Annotated in this window: 24 protein-coding genes; 10 read left to right on the forward strand and 14 right to left on the reverse strand. The window is 70.6% G+C overall.

Features of this window, described 5'->3' with window-relative positions; all coding sequences use genetic code 11:
• Positions 1 to 70 precede the first annotated feature (70 nt).
• Positions 71 to 739: a GntR family transcriptional regulator gene (locus RNB18_RS10885; protein WP_311713912.1), complete on the forward strand. Its 669-nt coding sequence runs from the start codon at positions 71 to 73 to the stop codon at positions 737 to 739.
• On the opposite strand, the gene pip is transcribed toward RNB18_RS10885, so the two are convergent.
• Both pip and RNB18_RS10895 read right to left on the reverse strand, forming a co-directional pair.
• A complete protein-coding gene (gene pip / locus RNB18_RS10890) occupies positions 736 to 1704 on the reverse strand; it encodes a prolyl aminopeptidase (protein WP_311713913.1) in 969 nt (322 codons plus the stop codon). The genes RNB18_RS10885 and pip overlap by 4 nt on opposite strands.
• Before the next feature lie 9 nt (positions 1705 to 1713).
• Complete coding sequence (locus tag RNB18_RS10895; protein ID WP_311713914.1) at positions 1714 to 2445, reverse strand: uracil-DNA glycosylase; 732 nt, start codon at positions 2443 to 2445, stop codon at positions 1714 to 1716.
• Between the two features lie 113 nt (positions 2446 to 2558).
• Between RNB18_RS10895 and RNB18_RS10900 the strand changes: the two genes are divergently transcribed.
• Positions 2559 to 3167, forward strand: a complete 609-nt coding sequence (locus RNB18_RS10900) for an RNA-binding S4 domain-containing protein (RefSeq protein ID WP_311713915.1) — start codon at positions 2559 to 2561, stop codon at positions 3165 to 3167.
• Positions 3168 to 3338: 171 nt separating this feature from the next.
• Here RNB18_RS10900 and RNB18_RS10905 read toward each other — a convergent pair whose 3' ends face one another.
• The 3 genes from RNB18_RS10905 to RNB18_RS10915 all read right to left on the reverse strand — a co-directional run bounded on the left by RNB18_RS10905 (position 3339) and on the right by RNB18_RS10915 (position 5642).
• Complete coding sequence (locus RNB18_RS10905) at positions 3339 to 3806, reverse strand: DoxX family protein (protein WP_311713916.1); 468 nt, start codon at positions 3804 to 3806, stop codon at positions 3339 to 3341.
• 92 nt (positions 3807 to 3898) lie between these two features.
• Complete coding sequence (locus tag RNB18_RS10910; RefSeq protein WP_311713917.1) at positions 3899 to 4615, reverse strand: class I SAM-dependent methyltransferase; 717 nt, start codon at positions 4613 to 4615, stop codon at positions 3899 to 3901.
• A 127-nt stretch (positions 4616 to 4742) separates the two neighbouring features.
• On the reverse strand, positions 4743 to 5642 hold the full coding sequence (locus RNB18_RS10915; RefSeq protein ID WP_311713918.1) for an acyltransferase domain-containing protein: 900 nt from the start codon (positions 5640 to 5642) through the stop codon (positions 4743 to 4745).
• A gap of 64 nt (positions 5643 to 5706) precedes the next feature.
• Between RNB18_RS10915 and RNB18_RS10920 the strand changes: the two genes are divergently transcribed.
• Positions 5707 to 5985 carry a DUF6343 family protein gene (locus tag RNB18_RS10920; RefSeq protein WP_311713919.1) on the forward strand — a complete coding sequence of 93 codons (279 nt, stop codon included), beginning with the start codon at positions 5707 to 5709 and terminating at the stop codon, positions 5983 to 5985.
• Between the two features lie 13 nt (positions 5986 to 5998).
• Here the strand turns inward: RNB18_RS10920 and RNB18_RS10925 are convergent, their stop codons facing one another.
• The 4 genes from RNB18_RS10925 to rpsA form a co-directional block, all read right to left on the reverse strand.
• Positions 5999 to 6379, reverse strand: a complete 381-nt coding sequence (locus RNB18_RS10925; protein WP_057618417.1) for a tetratricopeptide repeat protein — start codon at positions 6377 to 6379, stop codon at positions 5999 to 6001.
• Between the two features lie 50 nt (positions 6380 to 6429).
• Positions 6430 to 7047: a dephospho-CoA kinase gene (coaE, locus tag RNB18_RS10930; protein ID WP_311713920.1), complete on the reverse strand. Its 618-nt coding sequence runs from the start codon at positions 7045 to 7047 to the stop codon at positions 6430 to 6432.
• A 70-nt stretch (positions 7048 to 7117) separates the two neighbouring features.
• Entirely contained in the window at positions 7118 to 8056 is a 939-nt protein-coding gene (locus RNB18_RS10935) for a PAC2 family protein (protein WP_266525392.1), read from the reverse strand.
• A gap of 191 nt (positions 8057 to 8247) precedes the next feature.
• The gene (rpsA, locus tag RNB18_RS10940; protein WP_311713921.1) at positions 8248 to 9759 is read right to left on the reverse strand and encodes a 30S ribosomal protein S1; all 1512 of its coding nucleotides are present in this window, start codon (positions 9757 to 9759) and stop codon (positions 8248 to 8250) included.
• Between the two features lie 369 nt (positions 9760 to 10128).
• Here rpsA and RNB18_RS10945 point away from each other — a divergent pair, with 369 nt between their 5' ends.
• Positions 10129 to 10965, forward strand: coding sequence for a class I SAM-dependent methyltransferase (locus RNB18_RS10945; protein ID WP_311714255.1), 837 nt, complete (start codon positions 10129 to 10131; stop codon positions 10963 to 10965).
• Positions 10966 to 10996: 31 nt separating this feature from the next.
• Complete coding sequence (gene hrpB / locus RNB18_RS10950; RefSeq protein WP_311713922.1) at positions 10997 to 13471, forward strand: ATP-dependent helicase HrpB; 2475 nt, start codon at positions 10997 to 10999, stop codon at positions 13469 to 13471.
• Here hrpB and RNB18_RS10955 read toward each other — a convergent pair.
• The 3 genes from RNB18_RS10955 to RNB18_RS10965 all read right to left on the reverse strand — a co-directional run bounded on the left by RNB18_RS10955 (position 13461) and on the right by RNB18_RS10965 (position 16480).
• Positions 13461 to 14447: a DUF3068 domain-containing protein gene (locus RNB18_RS10955; protein WP_311713923.1), complete on the reverse strand. Its 987-nt coding sequence runs from the start codon at positions 14445 to 14447 to the stop codon at positions 13461 to 13463. The two genes, hrpB and RNB18_RS10955, sit on opposite strands and share 11 nt — an antisense overlap.
• A gap of 15 nt (positions 14448 to 14462) precedes the next feature.
• A complete protein-coding gene (locus RNB18_RS10960) occupies positions 14463 to 14597 on the reverse strand; it encodes an SPW_0924 family protein (RefSeq protein ID WP_106409822.1) in 135 nt (44 codons plus the stop codon).
• A 146-nt stretch (positions 14598 to 14743) separates the two neighbouring features.
• On the reverse strand, positions 14744 to 16480 hold the full coding sequence (locus RNB18_RS10965; RefSeq protein WP_311713924.1) for a lytic transglycosylase domain-containing protein: 1737 nt from the start codon (positions 16478 to 16480) through the stop codon (positions 14744 to 14746).
• Positions 16481 to 16788: 308 nt separating this feature from the next.
• On the opposite strand from RNB18_RS10965, the gene RNB18_RS10970 reads away from it, so the two are divergent.
• A complete protein-coding gene (locus RNB18_RS10970; RefSeq protein WP_311713925.1) occupies positions 16789 to 17634 on the forward strand; it encodes a DUF4184 family protein in 846 nt (281 codons plus the stop codon).
• On the opposite strand, the gene RNB18_RS10975 is transcribed toward RNB18_RS10970, so the two are convergent.
• Together RNB18_RS10975 and polA are read right to left on the reverse strand one after the other, a co-directional pair.
• Positions 17567 to 18004 (reverse strand): hypothetical protein, encoded by a 438-nt coding sequence (locus tag RNB18_RS10975; protein WP_311713926.1) that lies wholly within the window; start codon positions 18002 to 18004, stop codon positions 17567 to 17569. The genes RNB18_RS10970 and RNB18_RS10975 overlap by 68 nt on opposite strands.
• Positions 18005 to 18326: 322 nt before the next feature.
• The gene (gene polA, locus RNB18_RS10980; RefSeq protein ID WP_311713927.1) at positions 18327 to 21056 is read right to left on the reverse strand and encodes a DNA polymerase I; all 2730 of its coding nucleotides are present in this window, start codon (positions 21054 to 21056) and stop codon (positions 18327 to 18329) included.
• A 168-nt stretch (positions 21057 to 21224) separates the two neighbouring features.
• Between polA and RNB18_RS10985 the strand changes: the two genes are divergently transcribed.
• The 4 genes from RNB18_RS10985 to RNB18_RS11000 all read left to right on the forward strand — a co-directional run bounded on the left by RNB18_RS10985 (position 21225) and on the right by RNB18_RS11000 (position 26208).
• On the forward strand, positions 21225 to 23504 hold the full coding sequence (locus tag RNB18_RS10985) for an FdhF/YdeP family oxidoreductase (protein ID WP_311713928.1): 2280 nt from the start codon (positions 21225 to 21227) through the stop codon (positions 23502 to 23504).
• A gap of 53 nt (positions 23505 to 23557) precedes the next feature.
• Positions 23558 to 24019 carry a PaaI family thioesterase gene (locus RNB18_RS10990; RefSeq protein WP_057618427.1) on the forward strand — a complete coding sequence of 154 codons (462 nt, stop codon included), beginning with the start codon at positions 23558 to 23560 and terminating at the stop codon, positions 24017 to 24019.
• A gap of 48 nt (positions 24020 to 24067) precedes the next feature.
• Positions 24068 to 24754: a hypothetical protein gene (locus RNB18_RS10995; RefSeq protein WP_311713929.1), complete on the forward strand. Its 687-nt coding sequence runs from the start codon at positions 24068 to 24070 to the stop codon at positions 24752 to 24754.
• Positions 24755 to 24981: 227 nt separating this feature from the next.
• A complete protein-coding gene (locus RNB18_RS11000) occupies positions 24982 to 26208 on the forward strand; it encodes a branched-chain amino acid ABC transporter substrate-binding protein (protein ID WP_311713930.1) in 1227 nt (408 codons plus the stop codon).
• The last annotated feature ends 130 nt before the right edge of the window (positions 26209 to 26338 follow it).

Genomic DNA, 26338 nt, shown 5'->3' on the forward strand with positions numbered 1-26338 from the left:
AAGAGTTCCGACCGATGTCGCGTCCGTTAACGCTTCGTAAAACAGCTCCGGAGTCGGAGAAGATGGCTCCATGAGCTCCACGACGAACATCGAGCCCCTCGGCGCCGTCCGCGAACGCGTCCTGGCCACCCTGCGGCAGGAGATCATCGCGGGCGGGCTGCGGCCGGGCGACCGGCTGGTCGAGCGGGAGCTCGCCGAGCGCTTCGGGGTCTCCCGGGTGCCGGTCCGCGAGGCGATCCGCGCGCTGGTCGCCGAGGGCTTCGTCCACTTCGAGACGCCCCGCCGAACGGTCGTACGGCGACTGACCCCGAACGACGTCAAGGAACTCTTCGAGCTGCGCGAGGCGCTGGAGGTGTACGCCGCCGGCCTCGCCGCCACGCGCGCGACCCCCGAGGACCTCGCCGAGGTCGAGCGGCTCCTCGCCCTCGCGGCGACCGCGACCGAGGCGGGCGACGCGGAGGCGATCACGGACGTCAACAGCCGTCTGCACGACAGCATCGTGGCCATGGCCCGCAACAGCCTGCTGGTCGACGCCCTGGAACCGGTTGCGGGGCGGCTGCGCTGGATGACCCGCCGGAACGAGGAGTGGCCCCAACTCCTCGTCGAACACCGTGACTTGTACGAGGCGATCGCGTCCGGCGACCCGGACCGGGCCCGCGCGCACGCCCTCGCGCACGTGCGGACCAATTACGAGTCGACGGTACGGCAGCTGTTCGGGGACACGGCCGAGATGATCTAACGGGGCCGGCCGCGCGCGTACTTGTCCGTCGCCGCCACCATCACGTCCACACCCCGGTCCCCCGCGAAGTGTGCGCCGTCGTCGATGACCGTCAACTCGCTGCCGGGCCAGGCGTGATGGAGCCGCCAGACGGTGCCGAGGAGGTTGCCGACGTCGAGGCTGCCCTGGACGAGGGTGCCCGGGATGTCCTTGAGGAGGGGCGCGTCGCGCAGGACGACGCCCTCGTCGTTGCCCTCGCCCAGGAAGTGGTCGTTGCCCCAGTAGTGGGTGACGGTACGGGCGAAGCCCTGCCGGAACACCGGATCCTCGTAGCGCGGCACCGAGCGCGGGGGCGCGGACTCGATCGCGGTCTCCCAGTCGGTCCAGGCCCGCGCCGCCCGCTCGCGCACCTCAGGATCGGGCGACTCCAGCAACCGGTTGTAGGCGGCGGGGATGTTCCCGGCCCGCTCCTCGGCGGGCAGCTCTCCGACGAACCGTTCGAACGCCGCCGGGAAGATCTTTCCAAGTCCCCTGGTCAGCAGGGCGACTTCGGGACTTGCGGCGGTCGCGATCCCGGTCAGCACCAGCTCCGTCACGGCCTCCGGATGTGTCTGTGCGTACCGCAGCCCGAGCATCGACCCGAAGGAAATTCCCCACACCAGCCACCGCTCGACCCCCAGATGCCGCCGCAGCAGCTCCAGGTCCGCGATGAGATGCGGGGTCGTGTTGACGCTCATGTCCGTGTCGTACGCGCTCGCGTGCGGCGTCGACCGCCCGGCGCCACGCTGGTCGAGGAGCACGATCCGGTACGCGGCCGGATCGAACAGCCGACGCACCCACGGCGTGCAGCCGGACCCCGGCCCACCGTGCAGCACCACCGCCGGCTTGCCGTCCGGATTCCCGCAGGTCTCCCAGTACACGTGGTTGCCGTCGCCGACGTCGAGCATGCCGTGGTCGTACGGTTCGATCTCCGGGTAGAGGGGCATCCGGCGACCCTAACCGTCGTACGGCGGTCTCGTCGTCCGGTTTTCGGCGGTACGACCACGCAGTCCCGCTGTCGCGGCAGCCGTGCGCAGCACGTCCCGCAGCATCTCGGGGGTGAGCCTGCCGGTGAAGGTGTTGCGCTGGCTGACATGGAAGCAGCCGAAGAGTTCGAGGCCGTCGAGCGCCACGCGCGCGCCGTGTCCGAAGACGGGCCGTGGCCGGGGCACGCTCCAGCCCGCCTCCGCGAAGGCTGGCAGCGCGGCCTGCCAGCCGAAGGCGCCCAGCACGACCACGCTCCGCAGCGTGGGCCGCAGCAGGTTCAGCTCCTGGACCAGCCAGGGCCGGCAGGTGTCGCGCTCCCCGGGAGTGGGCTTGTTGGCGGGCGGGGCACAGTGCACCGGCGAGGTGATCCGCACGCCGTACAGCTCCAGGCCGTCGTCCGCGGTCACGGCGGTCGGCTGCGAGGCGAGCCCGATGTCGTACAGCGCCTGGTACAGCACGTCTCCGGAACGGTCACCGGTGAACATCCGCCCGGTACGGTTCCCGCCGTGCGCGGCCGGCGCGAGCCCGACGATCAGCATCCGCGCGTCCTCGGGCCCGAAGCCGGGCACCGGCCGCCCCCAGTACGTCCAGTCGGCGAACGCGGCCCGCTTGGTCCGGGCCACCTCCTCCCGCCAGTCGACCAGCCGCGGGCAGGCGCGACAGCCCGCGATCCGGCGGTCGAGATCGGCGAGGGCGTTCACGGCTCCACGGTACGGGCACGTCCGAGCCGTGCGGGTGAGGGCGGGCCACCACTCTGGGCACCGCCCGGAAAACCCACCCGGCGGATACGGCCCCGGGTACTAAGGTCGGAGCCATGGCTGTGGAACGTACGGACGACAACGAGACCGGTGGGACGGGCCGGGCCGGAACGACGGCCGAGGGTCCCGACGCGGAGGTCACCGGTCCCGGCCTCACGGCTCCCGAGGCACCGGACCCGAAGATCGCCGCCGCGGTCGCCGCCGCGGAGGCCGCGGGGGCGCAGAGCGGCGAGAGCGTCCGGATCGACAGCTGGATCTGGTCCGTACGGCTGGTCAAGACCCGTTCCGCGGGAGCCACCGCCTGCCGGGGCGGGCATGTGCACGTGAACGGCGAGCGCGTGAAGCCCGCCCACTCCCTGCGCGTCGGCGACGAGGTGCGCGTCCGCCAGGAGGGTTGGGAGCGGATCGTCATCGTCAAGCGTCTGATCCGCAAGCGGGTCGGCGCCCCCGTGGCCGCCCAGTGCTACGTCGACAACTCTCCCCCGCCCCCGCCCCGCACGGCCGTCGCCCCCGCCGGCATCCGCGATCGCGGCACCGGCCGCCCGACCAAGCGCGACCGCCGCGAACTGGAACGCCTGCGCGGCCTGAAGGAAGGCAGCCGCCGCAACAGCTTCGGCGGTCCTGGCGGACCCGGCGGCCCAGGCACCCCCAACAGCGCGGGCTGAACCGGCCACTCAGTCCGGGCGGCCTGGCGCTCGGACGAGGCCGGCCACCAGGCCTCCACCACCCACCTCGGCCGACCACCATCCCGTCGGCCACCACCGTGAGGCCGGTCCCCTCCCCGAAGGGCAGGGCACCGACCTCACCGCGATGGCCGTGTGGGCGTCTCCGCATGGTCACGCCCGTCGCCGCACCAGTCGCAGCAGGTCCGCGTTGTGCCGGCGCCGGGCCCAGGCGATCAGGGCGAGGGGGACGATCAGGATGAGCGGAGTCGCCGCGTTCTCCCCGTCGAAGTAGGTGAGCTGGACGACGAACGCTCCGACCATCAGCCCGCTCAGCGCCACGGCCGCCACCGACTGCAGCACCGGGATCAACAGGGCGATCCCACCGGCCAGTTCGAGCACGCCGATGATGTACATCCCCGCGCTGCCCCAGCCCATCTTGTCGAAGCCCTCGGCGGCCGAGGGGTGCGCGATCAGCTTGGGGAGCGCGCTCGCGATGACGTAGAAGAGGGCGAGCACGACCTGCAGGGTGCGCAGGGCGATCCGGGCCCGGCGGCCGCGTACGGTCGAGGACTCGGCGATGACGGGGGAGACGGCGGAGGAAGCGCCGGTACGGGTGACGGGGACGGTGGTCTCGGACATCGGGGTCTCCTGTGGGAAGCGGTCCGTGTTGCTGTCACAGAGGTAGACCCGCGCCCGCACCCGAACTCATCGCCGCTCCACAACCTTTTCCCTCAGGCCGCCACCGCCCGCACCCATATCCGGTCCTCCGTCAGATACCGGTCCACCTTCAACCCCGCCTCCGCCAGCGCCTCCTCGAACTGCTCCTTCGTCAGCGGGCGGGCCTGGAACGTCTGGGTCCAGGTCGCGTCCGGGAACTCGTACTCCGCGTGCACCGAGTTCACGCCCTCTTCCACCGGCTCCGAGGAGACGATCCGCACGGTGTAACCACTGGGGTCGACCCTCCCCCAGCCTTCGGCAGGGGGGACCCCCATCTCGCTACGCTCGCGCGGCAGATCGGAGTGATAGTCCTCGCCCTCGCGCTGGATCAGCACACTTCCGCCCGCCGCCACGTGCCGGGCACAGGTGCGCAGCATCCCGCGTCGCACCTTCAGGTCGCCGTGGTGCACGAGGAACGACGCGAGCATCACCACGTCGAACGTCTCGCCCAGGTCGAGGTCCTCGATCGTGCTGCATATCGTCCGTGCCCCGCGCACGCGCTCCAGCATGTCGGGGGACTCGTCCACCGCCGTGATCGTGAACCCCCGCTCCAGCAGCGGACGGGTCATGCGCCCCACACCACAGCCCAGCTCCAGGATGTGCGCCCCCGCGGGCACCGCCCCGGCGATGATGTCCGGCTCCGGCCCGATCCGCAGCCGCGAGTAGAGCTCGACCGCGCACCCGTCCGGGGTGATCGCCCCGGGTCCCGTCCCCTGATGTCCCGCTCGCATCCTCAGCTCCATGCCCGTCCAACGGCCCGTATCCGCACGGTCGTTCCCGACCCGCACAGATTCACCCGTCCGAGTTACCCAGGGAACCACCCGCGACCTGAAGGGCCCGAACTGCAAAGCACCTGAACTACAGGGGAAACCAGCCGTGCCCGATGTACCAGTGCCCGCCGGCCCGCAGATGATCACCGACGGCCCGCTCCAGCGCCGTCCGTCGCGGCAGGCGCTCCACCGACAGCTCCGGATCCCCGAACACGAACTGCACCGGCTCGGCGTCCTCCGGCTGCGGGTCCTCGGGGGCCAGCCGGAAGCGCTCCTGGAACCGGACGATGTTGGAGTCCGCGGGCAGATACCCCTTCAACTGCGGGTCGAGCAGCCAGGAGTGGCACAACGCGGCACGATACGGCTCCTCCGCGAAGTGCCGGGCGAAGAACTCGGCGGCCAGGGCGAGCGAGCGATCGCAGGCCTCCGGTGACAGCGGGCCGAGGAAGTCCGGGATGTGCAGGCTCAGACAGGGCGTACCGGGGGCGATGTCCAGTCCGGCAGGCGCGAGCGTCCGGCTGTTCCACGGCCCGTACCGCGTCCGCTCGAACTGGAGTCGCCCCAGCTGGTACAGCTCGCCCCGGGAGTGCCGGGTCAGCCAGCGCGGTGACTCCACGCCCGTCCTGCCGTACCGCCTGCGGTGCACGGCCATGTTCCGCCCGAGGTCGGCGAGGGTGCGCCGGGACACCTCTGCCGGGATGCCGCGCGAGCGGTGGTACGCGCGCGTGTGGGGCAGCGCCGCCACGAACACGTAGACGGGGAAGCAGCGTTGGAGGGCGCCGGCCGGCCAGTCGAGCTCGGGCAGGACGACCGGGTCGTCGGCCCTGCCCATGTCCCGGACGAGTTGGTCGACGGAGTGTTCCAGGAACCGCCGCAGCTCCGGGTCGTCCATGACCCGTCGGCCCATCCGTACGAGTTCGCCCACGTCCTCGTGCGGTACAGCGAGTTCCACCAGCACCTCGGCCAGTTCGTCGGCGTCCGGAAGCACGCGGTGACCCCCTCTTTCGCCCTTTGGTCAACGTCCGTTCCGAAGAGTACGTTGCAAGGGAGGAATGGTGATCCCGATGCGTACGGGCAGTGAGCCGACGACAGCGCGCAGTGCACTGCGGATGCGGTTCTGGCTGAGCGTGTGGGGGCTGGTCTGGGCGGTCTTCGGTACGGTCGCGTTCGCGCTGGCGGGCCGGCCCGGGTGGGCGATCGCCTGCGGAGTGCTGTGGCTGGTGATCACCGCCGACATGGCGATGATCCTCCGGCACATCCGGCAGGGCCCGCACTATCAGCCGGGCCCCGACATCCCGCCGTACCGCCCGCCGGAGAGCCGACCCAGGTAGCGGGTCGGCACGCTCAGGTGTCGAACCGCGCCGCCTTCAGGAACTCCGGCTTCGGGTCCAGCGCGGCCGCCAGCCGGAAGTGACGCCTGGCCTGGTCGGGCCGGCCCTGTCGCTCATAGGTGCGGGCGAGTGCGAAGTGGGCGAAGGCGTTGTCCGGCTCGCGCTCCAGGACGATGGTGAACTCCAGCTCGGCGGGCCGCAGTTGCGCGGCGGCGAAGAAGGCCCGCGCGCGCAGCAGCCGGGCCGCGGTGTTCTCCGGGTGGGCGGCGATGACGGAGTCGAGCAGCTTCACCGCGCCCCGCGGGTCCCGCGCGGAGAGCAACTGCTCCGCTGCGCGGTAGTCGATGACATGGGTCTCCGGAGTACGTCCGGTCGATCCGCTGGTCTCGGGCACGGCAAAGTCCTTCCCTCACTGGAAGGGTTCAACGCCCGGACAGGGGGACGCTATTCCTGAGACGACCGGGACACGCGTGCCCGGCGTACGAGATCGCCCCATACCTCCTGGACGCGTCGCCGCAGCTCTTCCAGGGGTACGTCGTTGTCGATCACGACGTCCGCGATCTCCAGGCGCTTCTCGCGGGTCGCCTGGGCGGCCATCCGCGCGCGTGCGTCCTGCTCGGTCATGCCGCGCAGCCTGACGAGCCGGTCGAGCTGGGTCTCGGGGCTCGCGTCGACGACGATCACGAGGTCGTAGAGCGGCGCGAGGGCGTTCTCCGCGAGGAGCGGGACGTCGTGGACGACGACGGCGTCCTCGGTCGCGGCGGATTCGAGCTCGCGGGAGCGGGCGCCCACCAGCGGATGCACGATCGAGTTCAGTGCGGCGAGCCGGTCCGGGTCGGCGAAGACGATGGAGCCGAGCTTGGGGCGGTCGAGGCCGCCGTCCTCGGCGAGTACGTCCTCACCGAAGGCCTCCACGACCGCGGCGAGGCCGGGCGTGCCCGGTGCGACGACCTCGCGCGCGATGCGGTCCGCGTCGATCAGGACGGCGCCGTGCTCCACGAGGAGCCTCGACACCTCACTCTTGCCGGCACCGATACCGCCGGTCAGGCCCACCTTCAGCATGACCGGAAGCCTAGACGCTCCGCCTGAGGGCAGTGCTGGGTGGTACGGAACAAGACCTGGGGCGGGTGCCTCAGTTGTCGCCTTCCCGTTCCGCCAGGAAGCGCTCGAACTCCAGACCGATCTCGTCCGCCGACGGGATGTCCACCGGCTCGGCCAGCATGTTGCCCCTGGTCTCCGCGCCCGCCGCCGCGTCGTACTGGTGCTCGAGGCCCTGGACGAGGGCCACGAGGTCCTCGTCGCCCTCCTGGATCTGGCGCTCGATCTCGGTCTGGGTGCGGTGGGCATCGGTGCGCAGGGCGTGGGCGATGCCGGGCAGGACCATGCCGGTGGCGGCCGTGATGGCCTCCAGGACGGTCAGGGCCGCGTCCGGGTAGGTCGAGCGCGCGATGTAGTGCGGGACGTGTGCCGCGACGCCCAGGACGTCGTGACCGGCCTCCATGAGCCGGTACTCGACCAGGGCCTCGGCGCTGCCGGGCACCTGCGCCTCGTCGAAGGGGCTGCGGTGGCCGGGGACGAGGTCGTGGCGGTTGCCGTGCGGGGTGAGACCGACGGGGCGGGTGTGCGGGACGCCCATCGGGATGCCGTGGAAGTTCACGGACAGCCGGACGCCGAGCCGCTCCACGATCTGCTGGACGGCCGCGGCGAAGCGCTCCCACTCCACATCCGGCTCCGGGCCCGACAGCAGCAGGAAGGGCGCTCCGGTGGCGTCCTGGACGAGCCGCACGTCGATCGTGGGCTCCTCGTACTCCGTCCAGCGGTCGCGCTTGAAGGTGAGCAGCGGACGGCGGGCGCGGTAGTCGACGAGCCGGTCGTGGTCGAAACGGGCCACGACCTGGTGGGGCAGCGAGTCGAGCAGCCGGTCGACGATCTGGTCGCCGGTCTCGCCCGCGTCGATGTATCCGTCGAAGTGGTAGAGCATGACCAAGCCGGCCGACTCCTGGGCGAGCGCCATGTCGACCACGGCGAGGCCCTTGGGCTCCCATGCGTACAAACCCTGCGGATCAAGCACTGTGACCGCTCCTCCTCGTGTTCATACGCTTCAACACGCCCTGGAACAGCGGCATTCCCACCCTGGCGCTTGATCAGGCCATCTCTTACGCCCTTTTCATGACAGGAGTAAGCCAGCCGTCGGACAAACGCTGAGGGACCGCACCCCGAAAGGTACGGTCCCTCAGTCAAGAGCTACTGCTCAGTGGGCGTTCAGCTCTGCCCACCGGCCAGCTTCTCGCGCAGCGCGGCAAGCGCCTCGTCCGAAGCCAGCGCGCCGGAGGTGTCCGCACCCTCGGAGGAGTACGAACCGCCACCGCCACCGCCACCACCGGCGGCCGGAGCCGCACCCGCGGCGTCCCCGCCCTCGGCGGCAGCAGCCTCGTCGGCCTCGCGGGACTTGATGACCTGCTGCTGGTGCTGCTCGAAGCGGGTCTGCGCCTCGGCGTACTGGGTCTCCCACACCTCACGCTGGGATTCGAAGCCCTCGAGCCAGTCGTTGGTCTCGGGGTCGAAGCCCTCGGGGTAGATGTAGTTGCCCTGGTCGTCGTACGACGCGGCCATGCCGTACAGGGTCGGGTCGAACTCGACCGAGGCCGGGTCCGAACCGAACGCCTCGTTGGCCTGCTTCAGCGAGAGGCTGATGCGACGGCGCTCGAGGTCGATGTCGATGACCTTGACGAAGATCTCGTCGTTGACCTGGACGACCTGCTCCGGGATCTCCACGTGGCGCTCGGCCAGCTCGGAGATGTGGACCAGACCCTCGATGCCCTCGTCCACGCGGACGAACGCACCGAACGGAACCAGCTTCGTGACCTTGCCGGGCACGACCTGGCCGATCTGGTGGGTCCGGGCGAACTGCTGCCACGGGTCTTCCTGGGTCGCCTTCAGCGACAGGGAGACACGCTCGCGGTCCATGTCGACGTCGAGAACCTCGACGGTGACTTCCTGGCCGACCTCGACAACCTCGGACGGGTGGTCGATGTGCTTCCAGGAGAGCTCGGAGACGTGGACCAGTCCGTCGACGCCACCCAGGTCCACGAAGGCACCGAAGTTGACGATCGAGGAGACCACACCGGAGCGAACCTGACCCTTCTGGAGGGTCGTGAGGAACGTCTGGCGAACCTCGGACTGGGTCTGCTCGAGCCAGGCACGGCGGGACAGGACCACGTTGTTGCGGTTCTTGTCCAGCTCGATGATCTTGGCCTCGAGCTCCTTGCCCACGTAAGGCTGGAGGTCGCGAACGCGGCGCATCTCGACGAGGGAGGCCGGCAGGAAGCCACGGAGGCCGATGTCGAGGATGAGACCACCCTTGACGACCTCGATGACGGTACCGGTGACGATGCCGTCTTCTTCCTTGATCTTCTCGATGGTGCCCCAGGCACGCTCGTACTGGGCGCGCTTCTTCGAGAGGATCAGGCGGCCTTCCTTGTCCTCCTTCTGGAGAACAAGGGCCTCGATCTCATCGCCCACGGCGACGACCTCGTTGGGGTCGACGTCGTGCTTGATGGAGAGCTCGCGGCTCGGGATAACGCCTTCGGTCTTGTAACCGATGTCGAGCAGGACCTCGTCCCGGTCGACCTTCACGATGACGCCGTCGACGATGTCGCCGTCGTTGAAGTACTTGATCGTCTCGTCGATCGCGGCGAGGAAGGCTTCCTCGTTACCGATGTCGTTGACCGCTACCTGCGGAGTGGTAGAGGTGGTCTCGGTGCTGCTCGTCATGTGGGAAAGGGCTCCGGTACGGACAGTGAGTCGTAGGTACTGCTTACGCCGGGAGCCTGTTTCGCTCTGAAGAAGCCGGACAGCCAAGGAAGCGCCACACAATCAATGGTGGCGCCTCGACAACCGAGGGGACATACAACAGATGCGAGCGCAGCCTGCTACGTCTGAGGAGCGCAGGCCCGCAGCGCAACTTGTAGCATACGGGGGCAGCCGGACAGGGTCAATGCGCGAAGGCGCACACCCGGGGCGGATCGCCGCATACCCGGCAGAAAACCAGTCTCACGAGGCCACGCGGACCCGCCGACGTCCCATTCGTGACGTCGTCACGACGGTCGGACGGAGGAGCCGCAGACTAATACGAGGGAGCCGATCATCCAAGAGCCCGCATCACACCAGCAGGAGACGGGTCCGGACGCGGAGTCGCAGGCCACCCGGCGTGACGCGGACGTCACCGAGAGCTCCCGGGCCAACCGGGGCTGGTGGGACCGCAACGCGGACGAGTACCAGGTCGAGCACGGCACGTTCCTCGGCGACGACCGCTTCGTGTGGGGCCCCGAGGGTCTCGACGAGGTGGAGGCCGAGCTGCTGGGCCCGCCCGAGGACCTCAAGGGCAGGGACGTCCTGGAGATCGGCGCCGGCGCCGCCCAGTGCGCGCGCTGGCTGGCGACGCAGGGCGCCCGCCCGGTCGCCCTCGACATCTCCCACCGCCAGCTCCAGCACGCCCTGCGCATCGGTACGTCCTTCCCCCTGGTGTGCGCCGACGCGGGCGCGCTGCCCTTCGCGGACGCCTCGTTCGACCTGGCGTGCTCGGCGTACGGCGCGCTGCCGTTCGTCGCCGCCCCGGTACTGGTCCTCAGGGAGGTGCGGCGCGTCCTGCGCCCGGGCGGCCGCTTCGTCTTCTCGGTCACCCACCCCATCCGCTGGGCCTTCCCGGACGAGCCCGGCCCCGAGGGCCTCTCCGTCTCCGCCTCCTACTTCGATCGCACGCCTTACGTGGAACAGGACGAGCAGGGCCGCGCGGTGTACGTCGAACACCACCGCACGATCGGCGACCGGGTGCGTGACGTGGTCGCCGGCGGCTTCCGCCTGGTCGACCTGGTCGAGCCGGAGTGGCCGGTCTGGAACACCTCGGAGTGGGGCGGCTGGTCTCCACTGCGCGGGAATCTGATCCCCGGGTCGGCGATCTTCGTGTGCGAGCGCGACTGAGGCGTTGCGACAGTCGTACGACACTGGGGGCGTGATCCGTTACGACGCCCTGGACTCCCTTCCCGTACGCGGCGCCCTGCCCGCGCTGCGCGACGCCCTCGAAGGCCACGGAACGGCCGTCCTCGTCGCTCCGCCCGGCACGGGCAAGACGACCCTCGTGCCGCTGGCCCTCGCCGGCCTGCTGAACTCGGACGCACCCGCGCGGAAGGTCGTCGTCGCCGAGCCCCGCCGGATCGCCGCCCGCGCGGCGGCCCGGCGGATGGCGTGGCTGCTGGGCGAGAAGGTCGGCGGGAGCGTCGGCTACAGCGTGCGCGGCGAGCGCGTGGTCGGACGGCACGCGCGCGTGGAGGTCGTCACGACAGGCGTGCTGCTCCAGCGGCTCCAGCGCGACCAGGAGCTGGCGGGCATCGACGTCGTGGTGCTCGACGAGTGCCACGAACGGCACCTGGACGCGGACACGACGGCGGCCTTCCTGTGGGACGTACGGCAGGCCCTGCGGCCGGAGCTGCGGCTGGTGGCCGCGTCCGCGACGACCGACGCGCAGGGGTGGGCCCGGTTGCTGGGGGACGCGCCTGTGGTCGAGGCGGAGGGTGTCCCCCATCCGGTGGAGGTCGTGTGGGCGCCACCGGCCCGTCCGGTACGGCCGCCGCACGGCATGCGCGTCGATCCCGCACTGCTCACGCACGTGGCGTCGGTCGTACGGCGGGCGCTGTCCGAGCGGCCGGGGGACGTGCTGTGCTTCCTGCCGGGCGTGGGCGAGATCGCGCGCGTGGCCGGCCAGTTGGGCGGTCTCGGTGACGTGGAGGTGCTCCAAGTGCACGGCCGGGCTCCGGCGGCCGTGCAGGACGCGGTGCTGACGGGCGGGGAGCGGCGGCGGGTGGTCCTGGCGACCTCCGTGGCCGAGTCGTCCCTGACCGTGCCCGGCGTGCGGGTGGTCGTCGACTCGGGGCTCGCCCGGGAGCCGCGCGTCGATCACGCGCGCGGGCTGAGCGCCCTCGCGACGGTTCGGGCCTCGCAGGCGGCCGGACGCCAGCGGGCGGGCCGCGCCGGACGTGAGGCGCCGGGTGCGGTGTACCGGTGCTGGGCGGAGGCCGAGGACGTCCGTCTGGCGCGCTTCCCGTCGCCGGAGATCAAGGTGGCCGACCTGACGGCGTTCGCGTTGCAGGTGGCCTGCTGGGGCGATCCGGACGCGTCCGGGCTGGCTCTTCTGGACCCACCGCCGGGCGGGGCGATGGCGGCCGCGCGGGGCGTGCTGACGGCCGTGGGAGCGGTGGACGCCGAGGGACGGGCAACCGCGCGGGGTGTGCGCCTGGCCCGTCTGGGCCTGCATCCCCGGCTGGGGCGGGCGCTGCTGGACACCTCGGGTGCCGGCGCCGAGACGGTCGCGCTGCTGTCGGAGGAGCCGCCGCGGGAGTACGGCGACGACCTGGCGGCCGCCGTCCGGACCGCGCGGCGGGGCGGTGACGCCTATGCGGGACGGTGGCGGACGGAGGTACGGCGGCTGCGGTCCGCCTCGGCGGAGTTCACCGAGCCGGCCGCCGCGAACGACGGTCTCGTCGCCGCGCTCGCCTTCCCCGAACGGGTCGCCAGAGCCGACTCGGGCTCCTATCTCATGGCCTCCGGCACCCGCGCCGAACTCTCCGACGGCTCCCCGCTGCGAGGCTCGCCCTGGATCGCCGTCGCCGTGGCGGACCGGCCCGTCGGAAAGGGGCACGCGCGTGTGCAGCTCGCCGCGGTGATCGACGAGGACACGGCCCGGTCGGCGGCCGCGTCCCTGTACTCCGAGCGCCAGGAGGTGCACTGGGCCGAAGGGGACGTCGTGGCACGGCGGGTGGAGCGGCTGGGCGCGATCGAGCTCACGGCACGGCCGTTGAGAGACGCCGACGCCGTCCTCGTACGCGAGGCACTTCTCGAAGGGCTCCGCCAGGAAGGGCTACGGCTGCTGAGGTGGACGCCCGACGCCGGGGTACTGCGGCAACGGCTCGCGTTCCTGCGCCACCACCTCGGCGACCCGTGGCCGGAGGTCTCCGATGACGCGCTCCACGCGCGCGTGGACGAGTGGCTGGAACCCGAGCTGAGCCGTGCCCGGCGACGGGCCGACCTGGCGCGCATCGACGCCGGGCAGGCACTGCAAAGGCTCCTGCCCTGGGCCTGCGGTGAGGCCACGCGGCTGGAGGAGCTGGCCCCCGAGCGGATCGCCGTACCAAGTGGGTCCAGGATCCGGATCGACTACGGCAGCCCCGAACAGCCCGTCCTCGCGGTGAAGTTGCAGGAGATGTTCGGGCTCCAGGAGTCGCCCCGGATCGCCGGCGTGCCCCTCCTCGTCCATCTCCTCTCCCCCGCGGGACGCCCCGCGGCCGTCACCGCCGATCTCGCGTCGTTCTGGAAGGACGGCTACAAGGGCGTCCGGGCGGAGTTGCGCGGCCGGTATCCGAAGCATCCGTGGCCCGAGGACCCTGCGGGCGCCGAGCCGACGCGGCACACCAAGGCACGGCTCAGGCCGTGACCGGTTCGGGTTCCTCGACCTTCGTGGCGGCCGGGCGGCGGCTGCGGGCTTCCAGCCACAGCGACAGTGCCAGCAGCAGGAGGCCCAGGCTCAGGAAGCCCCACGGCAGGTACGAGGTCATGAGGAGGACGAGGGTGCGGTTCGACTTGACCAGGTCGACCGTGTGCCTGATGTAGTCCTCGCGCATCTTCACGTCGCCGGCGAAGACGGTCACCTTGTCGCGGCCGCCGAGCAGGGTGCCGCCGCGCAGTTCCTCCTTGTGGAGTTCCTCGCCGTAGACGGGGGCGCCGGTGAGGGGTTCGACCCAGAACTTGCGGACCGTGGTGTACCAGCGGGTGGTGCCGGTCTTGGCGATGGACTGGGGGGTGATGCCCTGGACCGGCATGGTCTTCGGGAAGGGCACCTTGGTCCAGGGGATGGTCTGCTCGAAGTAGTAGACGTCGACACCGCGGAAGGTCTGGGTGCCCTTGTAGTGGATGGGGGCCGAGGTGCGGGCCTGGGCGTCGAAGTACTCGTAGTCCCGTTTCTCCGTCAGGAACGGGAACTTGAACTCGATGCCCTCACGCTTGACCGGGTCGCCGTCGACCATCTCGCCGGTGGCGTGGACGGGTTCCTGGGTGTGGGCGTCGAAGATGTAACGCTCGGGGATCTTGGAGACCATCTTGCCGTCGGGGCCGACGACGTAGGACAGGCCGTCCCAGACGACGACGTCCTTCCCGGCGGTCTTCTCGATCTTCTCCGAGGCCTCCACGTTGCCCTTGAGGGTCTGCACGATGGTGACCTTGGGGACCTTCTTCGCCTTCATTCCGTCGTTGTAGTCGATGAGGGTCGCGTCCTTGGCCTCCAGGACCATGTCCTGGTACTGGTTCGCGGGGATCTTGGCGAGGCGCGGGAAGGCGTACCAGCGCAGCAGCGGGGACAGCGCCGCGAAGAACACGGCGAGGGCGAGCAGGACCAGGCTGGTCTTGCGGCGCATCTCGGCCTCCCGGGGTCACGGGTGTGCGGGCACTGTGGTCAGCAGCGGTTTCGGGGACGTCCCGCCGGTCGGCGTGCCGAGTGCGGTGATGGTGAGGACCAGCGCGAACGCGAGGGCCAGACCGGTCGCGGCGGCGATCAGGGCGCGCATATCCACCTCCCGGCGCACGGGAACTGATACATCGTCAGGTCCGGCACCGTAGCAACGCGCGGGCGAGATGAGAACAGCTCGCGCACGGACGAAGGGCGCCCGGTCCGCCGTGGCGGAAAGGACGCCCTTCGAGGTGGCTCCGTCGGCTACGAACTCGCGCTGGGGCTGGGCGACGGGCTCGCGGAGGTCTCAGCGGCCGCCACGGTCAGCGTCACGTCGAGCGTCGCGCCGCCCGCGGTGGTGATGCGGAGCACGAAGGTGCCGGTGGTGTCGTCGGAGTAGAGCTGCGGCAGCTTCAGCAGGCCGTCGGCGTCCGTGGTGAGGCCCGTCAGGGTGCGGACGGTCTTGCCGTCGGCGTCCTTGAAGTAGGGGCCCTTGTCGTTCTCGGTCGCGTCGTCGGCCGACTTGATCAGGGTGGCGGTGGCGGCGACCTTGTCGGCGACGGCGTTGTTGTAGGTGGCCTTGACCTGGACCGCGTCGGCGAACTCGCCGCCCGGCGTGCAGGTCAGCGCGGTGTCGGTGGTGCGCACGAGGGTGTCGGCGACGCGCTGGGTGACGGTGGCCGTGTAGTCCGGGCCGGTGACCGTACGGCCGATGAGGGCGGCACGGACCGTGAAGGCGCCGGTGGTCTCGCCCGCCTGGAGCGCGGGGGCGGTGGCCACGCCGGAGCTGTTGGTCAGCGCGGTGGCGACCTTCTCGCCGCCGGTGAAGGCGGCGTCGGTGTCGCCGACGATCGTGAAGCGGATCCGGACCTTGGCGACGCCCTTGCCGGCGGCGTTCTCGGCCTTCGTGCTGATCTGCTCGGTGAACGCGTCGCCCGCCATGGCGGTGAGCTTCGCGGTGCCCGAGTCCTCCAGGTGGTCCACGGACTGGGTGGGGGTGACCGGGGTCGACGGAGGCGGAGGGGTGGGGGTCCCCGACGGGGGCGGGGTGGTCGACGGCGGGGTCGGGCTGGGCGAGCCGGGCGTGCTCGGCTTCGACGGGTTCGAGGTCGAGGGCGACGACGGCGAGGAGTACGAGCCCCCGCTGCCACCGGTGCCGCTGCTGCCGTCGCTGCGGTTGCCCGGGATCGTGCCGGTGCCGTCGGGGACCTCGTAGGTGCCCTTGCGGTAGTACTCCAGCCACGACAGGACGGTGTTCAGGTAGGCCTGCGACCGGTTGTAGCTGAGGATCGCCCTGTCCAGGTCCCCGCTGTCCGACAGGTCCCAGCCGTTGCGGCACAGGTAGTGACCGGCGGCGAGAGCGGCGTCGTAGACGTTGTTCGGGTCCTTCACCCCGTCACCGTTGCCGTCGCGGCCTGCCCACGCCCAGGTCGACGGGATGAACTGCATGGGCCCGACGGCCGAGTCGTAGGCGCTGTCACCGTCGTAGGCACCGTTGTCGGTGTCCTTGATGAGCGCGAAGCCGTTGCCGTCGAGCTGCGGGCCGAGGATCTTGGAGGTCGTGGTGCCGTCGGCGTCGACGCGGCCGCCGCGGGCCTGGCCCGACTCGACCTGGCCGATGGCGGCGAGGAGCTGCCACGGCAGGTTGCAGCCGGGCTTGGACTCCTGGAGTTCGGCCGCGGCCTTCTTGTAGGCGGCGAGGACGGTCGCGGGTATGCCCGCCTCGGACTCGACCGGAGTGGAGGTTGAGGTGCCGTCGGTCGGCGCGGGGCTCGGGGTGTTCAGCGGCGGAAGGTCCGTGTAGTACGGCGAATTGCCGGTGGCGCCGCTGTCACCGGCGGTCGCGTCGGGAGAGGGCTGGGCATCGGCGGCGGTGGATCTGCCGTTGTCGTCGGCCGTCACCCCCGGAGCCTGGGAGGCGGACAGTGCCGCGACCGCGGCCGCGGCCACGGCGGTGGTCACCGCTCCCTTGCACAGCCTCCTGCCGAATTGCGCCGCCATAAAGTGAACCCCTCCTGTGGACGCCCGAGCGCCCTTGTCCGTCTGTCGCCCTCGTCCAGTTGTGACAGTCGAGCCACCCTGGAGGTTGCCCCTGTGACGCGCGGCAATTCCTGATTCGCACGTTCGACCGAGCGCCCCAGCGCGGTGACCCGTGTGACCCTACGACAACTTCCTTTTCGCGGACACCGGTTCGTGCCCGATATTCACCGGTTGGCCATGTTCGATCGGTGCGGGCTCGCGTCGCTCATACTGGACGGAACCGATCACCCGGGCCGCCGCCCGGCCAACGCCCGCCGCAAGGAGCACCGTTGCCGTTCACCCTGAGCCATGCGGCGGCGGTACTGCCCGCGGTACGCACCGACGGAACCGGGCGTGGCCGACTGGTTCCGGCCGTGCTCGTGGCCGGATCCTTCTCTCCGGACATGACCTACTACGCGGCAAGTGTCGTGTCCGGGGCGATGGAGTTCGGTACCGTCACGCACTCGTTCCCGGGCGTCTTCACCATCGACGTGCTCGTCGCCTGGGCGCTGGTGGGTCTGTGGCTGCTGCTGCGAGAACCGCTGGTGGCCCTGCTGCCACGAGGGCGCCAGGGCGGGGTGGCGACGCTGCTGCGCTGCGGGGCGCCACGCGCGCGCGTGAGTACGGGTCTGGTCGCACGGTGGTACGCCTCCGCCGTGTTCGGGGCGCTGACCCATGTCGTGTGGGACGCGTTCACGCATCTCGACCGGTGGGGGATGCGACTGTTCCCCGTCCTGGGGCGCGAGGTGGCCGGGTCGCCTCTGTACTGGTACCTGCAGTACGGCGGTTCGGCGCTGGCCGCGGTGGTGATCGCCGTGTTCTGCGGGTACGCACTGCGCCGGGCACCCGTGGCGGCCGAGCCGCGGGGCGTCCCTGTTCTGTCGGTGCGGGACAGGTGGTGGGCCGTGGCCGTGATCGGCGGGTGCATGACGGTGGGCGCGTTGCAGCGGGCCTCGCGGTGGTGGGCGTACTGGGGCTCCACCGCGAAGCCCTGGGAACTGATCCCGACCCTCTGCTTCGGCGCGGGCGCCGGCCTGGTGCTCGGGATACTGCTGTACGCCGCGGGGGTCAGGCTGTGGCGCCCGGCCCCGGTGTCCGGTGTCGAGGAAGAGGCCGGCCTCCCGCTCGCTCGCTGACGGTGTCCGCCGTCGTCGCCATGAACACCGTCATGGTGGCCATCGGACGGGACCGGGGCAGCAGGGTGAGGGCAAGGGCCAGATAACCGAGCGCCAGCTCGGCCCACAGTCGATGGCCGGACGGCTCCTCTTGTTCTACGGCGTCCCGGTCGCGGCGGGTGACGCGGTGCCGTAGCTCTGTGGCGGCATGGCGCAGGGTGGTGGTGAAACGGGCCGGGACTCGGCGCAGGAGTGTCGCCAGGTCGAAGGGAATGCGGGCGGTGCTTGCGGCGGCCGCGTGGGCCGGAACGGGACGCTGCGCGGAGAAGGGGGCCGGGTCGGCGTACGCCTGTGCGGTGGCCGTCCGGCGGTGGAGCATGCGTATACCCATGAGCGCATCCTGGCCGGGGGTGCGGTCGGGGGCGCTGTGGTGGCGTCCACGCGAGTGACGGCGTCCGCGTGCGCGGGGCGAGGGCGGGGCGCATACGGGGGTGCCGGGTCGGGTGGTCCGGCGGGTGCGGGTCCGTTGTGGCTGGTCGCGCAGTTCCCCGCGCCCCTGGGGAGCTGCAGTCACCCGCGCCACGACGGACCGTTGACCGAGGGCGGACACCCCCACCGGGGCCGCAGCTGCGCCGCAGGCATTCAGGGGCGCGGGGAACTGCGCAAAACGCCCGCCCCCGCCCAGCCGCACAGGTCGCCGCAGGCACCGGAGGCTAGTGCGCGGCGGACTCCCAGTCCGACCCATCCCCTACCGAAACCCCCAGCGGCACGTTCAGATGCACGGCGTCGGACATCTCACGGCGGACGATCTCCTCCGCGGCCTCCCGCTCCCCCGGCGCGATCTCCAGCACGATTTCGTCGTGGACCTGGAGCAGCATGCGGGACGCGAGGCCGGCGTCCCGCAGCGCACCGTCCACCTTGAGCATCGCGATCTTGACGATGTCCGCCGCGGTCCCCTGGATCGGCGCGTTGAGAGCCATCCGCTCGGCCGCCTCACGCCGCTGACGGTTGTCGCTGTTGAGGTCGGGCAGATACCGCCGGCGCCCGAAGAGCGTCGCCGTGTACCCCGTCGCCCGGGCCTCGTCGACCGCCCGCCGCAGATAGTCCCGCACCCCACCGAACCGCTCGAAGTACGCGTCCATGAGGGCCCGCGCCTCCCCCGCCTCGATGTTCAGCTGCTGCGAGAGCCCGAACGCGGACAGCCCGTACGCCAGCCCGTACGACATCGCCTTGATCTTCCGCCGCATCTCCGCGTCGACCCCACCGGGCTCCACGGCGAACACCTGGGAGGCGGCGGTGGTGTGCAGGTCCTCCCCCGACGTGAACGCCTCGATGAGCCCCTCGTCCTCGGAGAGGTGGGCCATCACCCGCAGCTCGATCTGGCTGTAGTCCGCGGTCATGAGGGACTGGAAGCCGTCCCCCACCACAAAGCCCCGCCGGATTGCCCGCCCCTCGTCGGTGCGGACCGGAATGTTCTGGAGGTTCGGATCCGTCGACGACAGACGGCCCGTGGCCGCGACCGTCTGGTTGAACGTCGTATGGATACGCCCGTCCGCGGCGATCGTCTTGATCAGCCCCTCGACGGTCACCCGGAGCTTGGCCTGCTCACGGTGCCGGAGCATGATCACCGGCAGTTCGTTGTCCGTCTGGGTCGCGAGCCAGGCCAGCGCGTCGGCGTCCGTCGTGTATCCGGTCTTCGTCTTCTTCGTCTTGGGCAGGGCCAGCTCACCGAAGAGGACTTCCTGGAGCTGCTTGGGCGAGCCGAGGTTGAACTCGTGGCCGGCCGCCGCGTGCGCCTCCTTCACGGCCTGCTGGACCGCGCCCGCGAACATCTGCTCCATGGCCTCGAGGTGGGCCCGGTCGGCCGCGATGCCGTGCCGCTCCATGCGGGCCAGCAAAGCGGAGGTGGGCAGCTCCATGTCCCGCAGCAGATCCGCGGCCCCGACCTCCTCCAGGCGGCTTTCGAAGGCCGAGCCCAGATCGAGCACGGCCCGGGCCTGGATCATCAGCGCCTCCGCCTCGGCACCGTCGTCCGCGCCGAAGGCGAGCTGTCCGTCGGCCGTCGCCGCGGGAGCCAGCTCCCGGCCCAGGTACTCCAGCGACAGCGCGTCCAGGTCGAAGGACCGGCGCCCCGGCTTGACCAGGTATGCGGCGAGCGCGGTGTCCATACCGACACCGGCGACGCTCCAGTCGTGCTCGGCGAAGACCCGCATGGCGCCCTTGGCGTTGTGCAGGACCTTGGGCCGGTCGGCGTCGGCGAGCCAGGCGACCCAGGCCCGCTCGTCGGCCTCGTCCAGCTGGGACGGGTCGAACCAGGCGGCCGCACCGCCGGACGCGGCGAGCGCGACCTCGGCGACCGAGCCGGTGCCGAGGGCCCAGGTGTCGACGGTGGCCAGGCCGAGGGGCTGCTGTGCGCCGTGCTCGGCGAGCCAGCCGGCCAGTTCGCCGGTGCCGAGCACCGTGCCGTCCACTTCCACGCCGGGCGCGACGACCGGGGTGCCCTCGGCCTCCTCGGCACCCGGGTCGACGGCCAGGAGCCGCTCCCGCAGGGAGGGGTTCCTGATCTCCAGGGTGTCGAGGATCATCGCGAGGGTCTTGCGGTCGTACGGAGCGCGCTCCAGGTCGGTGACCGCCTTCGGGAGCTCCACCGTGCGCACCATCTCGGTGAGGCGGCGGTTCAGCTTGACGGCCTCCAGGTGGTCGCGGAGGTTCTGCCCGGCCTTGCCCTTGACCTCCTCGACGCGCTCGACCAGCTCCGTGAACGAACCGAACTGGTTGATCCACTTCGCCGCGGTCTTCTCGCCGACGCCGGGGATGCCGGGGAGGTTGTCGGACGGGTCGCCGCGCAGGGCCGCGAAGTCGGGGTACTGGGCGGGCGTCAAGCCGTACTTCTCGAAGACCTTCTCCGGGGTGAACCGGGTCAGCTCCGAGACGCCCTTCGTCGGGTAGAGCACGGTGGTGTGGTCGGTGACCAGCTGGAAGGAGTCGCGGTCGCCGGTGACGATCAGCACGTCGAAGCCCTCGGCCTCGGCCTGCGTGGCGAGCGTGGCGATGACGTCGTCGGCCTCGAAGCCGTCGATCGCGAAGCGCGAGACGTGCATCGCGTCGAGGAGCTCGCCGATCAGCTCGACCTGGCCCTTGAACTCGTCGGGGGTCTTGGAGCGGTTGGCCTTGTACTCCGTGAACTCCTCGGAGCGCCAGGTCTTGCGGGACACGTCGAAGGCCACCGCGAAGTGGGTGGGGGCCTCGTCGCGCAGGGTGTTGGCCAGCATCGACGCGAAGCCGTAGATCGCGTTCGTCGGCTGGCCGGTCGCGGTGGTGAAGTTCTCCGCGGGCAGCGCGAAGAACGCGCGATAGGCCAGCGAGTGCCCGTCCATGAGCATCAGACGCGGGCGGCTGCCGCCGGGGCTGTTGTCGGTCTTCTTCGCTGCTGTCTCTGCCACGCCCCCGATCCTGCCACGCCCCACTGACAGTCAGACCCGCCCGCCGCCGACGGCACACAAGGGGCAAGCTCTGCTCCCGTTCCCCGCAGGCCCGGCAAACGCCGTTGTCACCGGCGCGTGCGAGGATCGGAGACGTACCTCACATGTGTGTGCGAAGGAGAGAGTCCGATGGCCACGAAGCCGCCCAAGGGTGATCCGGTTCAGGACGCTCCCCAGGTCACCGAACCGAAGCACGCGGCGGCCGGCCTCCCGGCCATCGGCCACACCCTGCGGATCGCCCAGCAGCAGATGGGCGTGAAGCGCACCGCGCTGACACTGCTGCGGGTCAACCAGAAGGACGGCTTCGACTGCCCGGGCTGCGCCTGGCCCGAGCCCGACCACCGGCACGCGGCGGAGTTCTGCGAGAACGGCGCGAAGGCGGTCGCCGAGGAAGCCACCCTGCGTCGGATCACCCCGGAGTTCTTCGCCGCGCACCCCGTCGCCGACCTCGCTACCAGGAGCGGCTACTGGCTGGGCCAGCAGGGGCGGCTCACCCACCCCATGTACGTCCCCGAGGGCGGCACCCACTACGAACCGGTGACCTGGGAGCGCGCCTTCGACATCATCGCCGAGGAGATCGCCGCCCTCGGCTCCCCCGACGAGTCCGTCTTCTACACCTCGGGCCGCACCAGCAACGAGGCCGCGTTCCTCTACCAGCTCTTCGCCCGCGAGCTCGGCACGAACAACCTGCCGGACTGCTCCAACATGTGCCACGAGTCGTCCGGTTCGGCGCTCAGCGAGACCATCGGCATCGGCAAGGGCAGCGTCCTGCTCGACGACCTCTACCAGGCCGACCTGATCATCGTCGCCGGCCAGAACCCGGGGACCAACCACCCCCGCATGCTCTCCGCCCTGGAGAAGGCCAAGGCGAACGGCGCGAGGATCATCAGCGTCAACCCGCTGCCCGAGGCCGGCCTGGAGCGCTTCAAGAACCCGCAGACCCCCCAGGGCATGCTCAAGGGCGCCGCGCTCACCGACCTGTTCCTGCAGATCCGTATCGGCGGCGACCAGGCCCTCTTCCGCCTCCTCAACAAACTGATCCTGGAGACGCGGGGGGCCGTCGACGAGGCCTTCGTCCGCGAACACACCCATGGCTACGAGGAGTTCACCGAGGCCGCCCGCGCCGCCGACTGGGACGAGACGCTCGCCGCGACCGGTCTGTCCCGCAAGGAGATCGAGGAAACCCTCTCCATGGTCCTCGCCTCCGAGCGGACCATCGTCTGCTGGGCCATGGGCCTCACCCAGCACAAGCATTCCGTGCCGACCATCCGCGAGGTCGTCAACTTCCTCCTCCTGCGCGGCAACATCGGCCGCCCGGGCGCCGGCGTCTGCCCGGTCCGCGGCCACTCCAACGTCCAGGGCGACCGCACGATGGGCATCTTCGAGCGCCCCGCGCCCGCCTTCCTGGACGCCCTGGAGAAGGAGTTCGGCTTCGCCCCGCCGCGCGAGCACGGCTTCGACGTCGTCCGCGCCATCCGCGCCCTGCGCGACGGCGAGGCCAAGGTCTTCTTCGCGATGGGCGGCAACTTCGTCTCCGCCTCCCCCGACACCGACGTCACCGAGGCCGCCATGCGGCGCGCACGGCTGACCGTGCACGTGTCGACCAAGCTCAACCGCTCGCACGCGGTCACGGGCGCGCGTGCCCTGATCCTGCCCACGCTCGGCCGCACCGAGCGCGACCTCCAGGGCAGCGGCGAGCAGTTCGTGACCGTCGAGGACTCCATGGGCATGGTGCACGCCTCCCGCGGCCGCCTGGAACCAGCAAGCCGACAGCTGCTGTCCGAGCCCGCCATCGTGTGCCGGCTGGCACGCCGGGTGCTCGGCGAGAAGAGCCGGGTGCCGTGGGAGGAGTTCGAGAAGGACTACGCCACCATCCGCGACCGCATCGCCCGCGTGATCCCCGGCTTCGAGGACTTCAACGCGCGCGTGGCCCGGCCCGGCGGCTTCACCCTCCCGCACGCCCCGCGCGACGAGCGCCGCTTCCCCACCGCCACCGGCAAGGCCAATTTCACCGCCGCGCCCGTCGAGTACCCCGAACTGCCCGAGGGACGGCTGCTGCTGCAGACACTGCGCTCGCACGACCAGTACAACACCACGATCTACGGCCTCGACGACCGCTACCGGGGCATCAAGAACGGCCGCCGGGTCGTCCTGGTCAACCCCGAGGACGCCGACAGGCTCCGGCTCGCCGACGGCTCGTACGTCGACCTCGTCAGCGAATGGAAGGACGGCGTGGAGCGGCGGGCCCCCGGGTTCCGGGTCGTGCACTACCCGACCGCCCGGGGATGCGCGGCCGCCTACTACCCCGAGACCAACGTCCTGGTGCCGCTGGACGCCACCGCCGACACCAGCAACACCCCGGCCAGCAAGTCCGTCGTCGTACGTCTGGAACAATCGGCAACCGACTGAGCGTTTGCTCAGCGCAGGCAGTCGTAGCGACCAGGACGAACGGAGCCCGCCCCATGGGTGAGCAGCAGCACGCCACGTTTCCCCAAGAGGTCATCGACGAGTACGCGGCGCTCGGCGTCGACCTCGTCGCCATGTTCTCGGCCGGCCACCTGGGCACCCGCATGGGCGTGCAGATCGTCGAGGCCTCGGCGGAACGGGTCGTCGGCACCATGCCGGTCGAGGGCAACACCCAGCCGTACGGACTGCTGCACGGAGGCGCCTCGGCCGTACTCGCCGAAACCCTGGGGTCCGTCGGCTCCATGCTGCACGCCGGGAGCTCGAAGCTCGCGGTCGGAGTGGACCTGAACTGCACACACCACCGGGGCGCCCGCTCCGGGCTGGTCACCGGAGTGGCCACACCGGTGCACCGGGGGCGGTCCACCGCGACGTACGAGATCGTGATCAGCGACGAGGAGGGGCGACGCGTCTGCACCGCTCGGCTCACCTGCCTGCTGCGGGACGCCCCCGGCCGCTGAGGCGCACACCGACTGGGCACGAGCCCCCGGCACCCCTACCGTTCTCCCATGACCGGTATCGGCCCCGTCGAGCCCGTCAACTCACCGGAGGCGGGGGAGAATCACGACGTCATCGGCGCCGACGAGGCACGTCTGACGGACCGTTGGGCAACGCGGTGGAAGAAGCTGTCGCCCAGGGCCCGCAGAACAGCTCTGGGAACGGCCGCGCTCACCCTGCTCGCGGCCGGAATCCTCCTCCCCCGCGTCCTTGCCGACGAGCACCGCACCGACGTCCCGGACACCCCCGTCCCCTGGCCCGCCAACGTCACCGCCTGGCGGTACCTCGGACCCGCCGGACTCCCCGAAACCGTCGGCGCCCACCCCACCAGCGGCCGCTTCCGCTTCGCCGTCGACATCCGCAGCGGACCCCCCGTCACCCTCCAGGTCACCGGCGCCGCCTTCACCGGCCTCACCGCCCACGCCCTGCCCGAGGCCTTCACCGTGCACGCCGGCACGACCCGCCGGGTCACCGTGGAGATATCGGTTTCCGACTGTTCGGGTCTCCCGCTGAATGCCGACCTACCATTTCTTGACGTAACGCTCCGTAACACGCGCGCAATACAACACCACAGTTTCATCTTCGGCCGGGCCTACTCCCACGACCTTTTCGAGCTTCTCCGCGGCGCCTGCGCCACGAAGACGGCGTCACCAGCCGGACGGCCAAGCGGAAGTGCAGGTTCTCAAAATGCGGACTGAGGGGAAATTCTGCCAAACCGGCTGAGAGTCCCCTCCGCGGAAGCGCGCCATCCACCCCGTCATAACAAGAAAGTCACAAGCCAGCGCACACCGATGCCCCTGCCTGCAAACCGGGCTTAGAGTCACGGCCAGTCACCGCTCCATCGGGAGTTCGGTACCAGCGCGGCACAAGGCCGCACCCACGAGGGCGCGTGTGCCTGCGGAAAGGACTGATTGTGCGACGTTCCATGGTGATACTGACCTCCGTCTTCGCGACTGGAGCTCTGACGCTCACCGCCTGCGGCTCCCGAGACGACAGTGGCGGCGACAGCGAAGGCGGGGGTGGCACCACCCTGACGATCGGCGTGGACGCCCCGCTCTCCGGCGAGAACTCCACCACGGGTCTCGGCATCCAGTACGGCGCCCAGATCGCCGTCGACGACGCCAACAAGAACAAGCTCGTCCCCGGCGTCACCTTCAAACTGAAGGCCTACGACGACAAGGCGCAGCCCGCCACCGGTCAGTCGAACGCCACCACCATCACCGGCGACAAGACCGCCGTCGGCGCCGTCGGCCCGCTGAACTCCGGCGTCGCCCAGACGATGCAGCAGGTCTTCGCCTCGGCCAACATGGTCCAGATCTCCCCCTCGAACACCAACCCCGAGCTGACCCAGGGCAAGAACTGGCAGACGGACAAGAAGCGGCCGTACAAGACGTACTTCCGCACCGCCACCACAGACGAGCTCCAGGGCAGCTTCGCCGCCGACTACGCGTTCAACGGCCTCAAGAAGAAGAAGGTCTTCGTCGTCGACGACAAGCAGACCTACGGCGCCGGCCTCGCGAAGATCTTCAACGAGCAGTTCAAGAAGCTCGGCGGCACCGTCGTCGGCACCGACCACGTCAACACCGGCGACAAGGACTTCGGTTCCCTCGTCACCAAGGTCAAGAACTCCGGCGCCGACCTGCTCTACTACGGCGGCCAGTACGACGAGTCCTCCCTGATCACCAAGCAGCTCAAGGGCGGCGGAGTCAAGGTCCCGCTCTTCGGCGGTGACGGCATGTTCGCCTCCACCTACATCGAGACCGCGGGCACCGCCTCCGAGGGCGACCTCGCCACCGCCGTCGGCGTCCCCGCCGACACCCTGCCCGCCGCCAAGACGTTCATCGAGACGTACAAGTCCAAGGGCTACAAGGGTGACTACGGCGCCTACGGCGCGTACTCCTACGACGCCACCACCGCCATCATCAAGGCCGTGAAGGCCGCCGTCGACGCCAACGACGGCAAGGTCCCCAGCGACATCAACGCCCTGCGCTCCTCCGTCGTCGACGGCGTCCAGAAGTCCGACTTCGAAGGCATCTCCGGCAAGGTCGCCTTCGACCAGTACGGCGACACCACCAACAAGCAGCTGACCGTCTACCAGGTCACCAAGGGTGCGTGGAAGGCTGTGAAGACCGGCACCGCCGACCTCGGCTAGGCCAGGCCCAGCAGCGCACAGCAACACCACGACGGGCCGCGCGGGAGGGGACCCCGACCGCGCGGCCCTTGCCACACCCCACCCCAGCACGCGATATGTGCACACGACCACCAGCGACAATGGAGGCCAC

The sequence above is a fragment of the Streptomyces doebereineriae genome, assembly GCF_031845645.1.
In the GTDB taxonomy this organism is placed as follows: Bacteria; Actinomycetota; Actinomycetes; order Streptomycetales; family Streptomycetaceae; genus Streptomyces; species Streptomyces canus.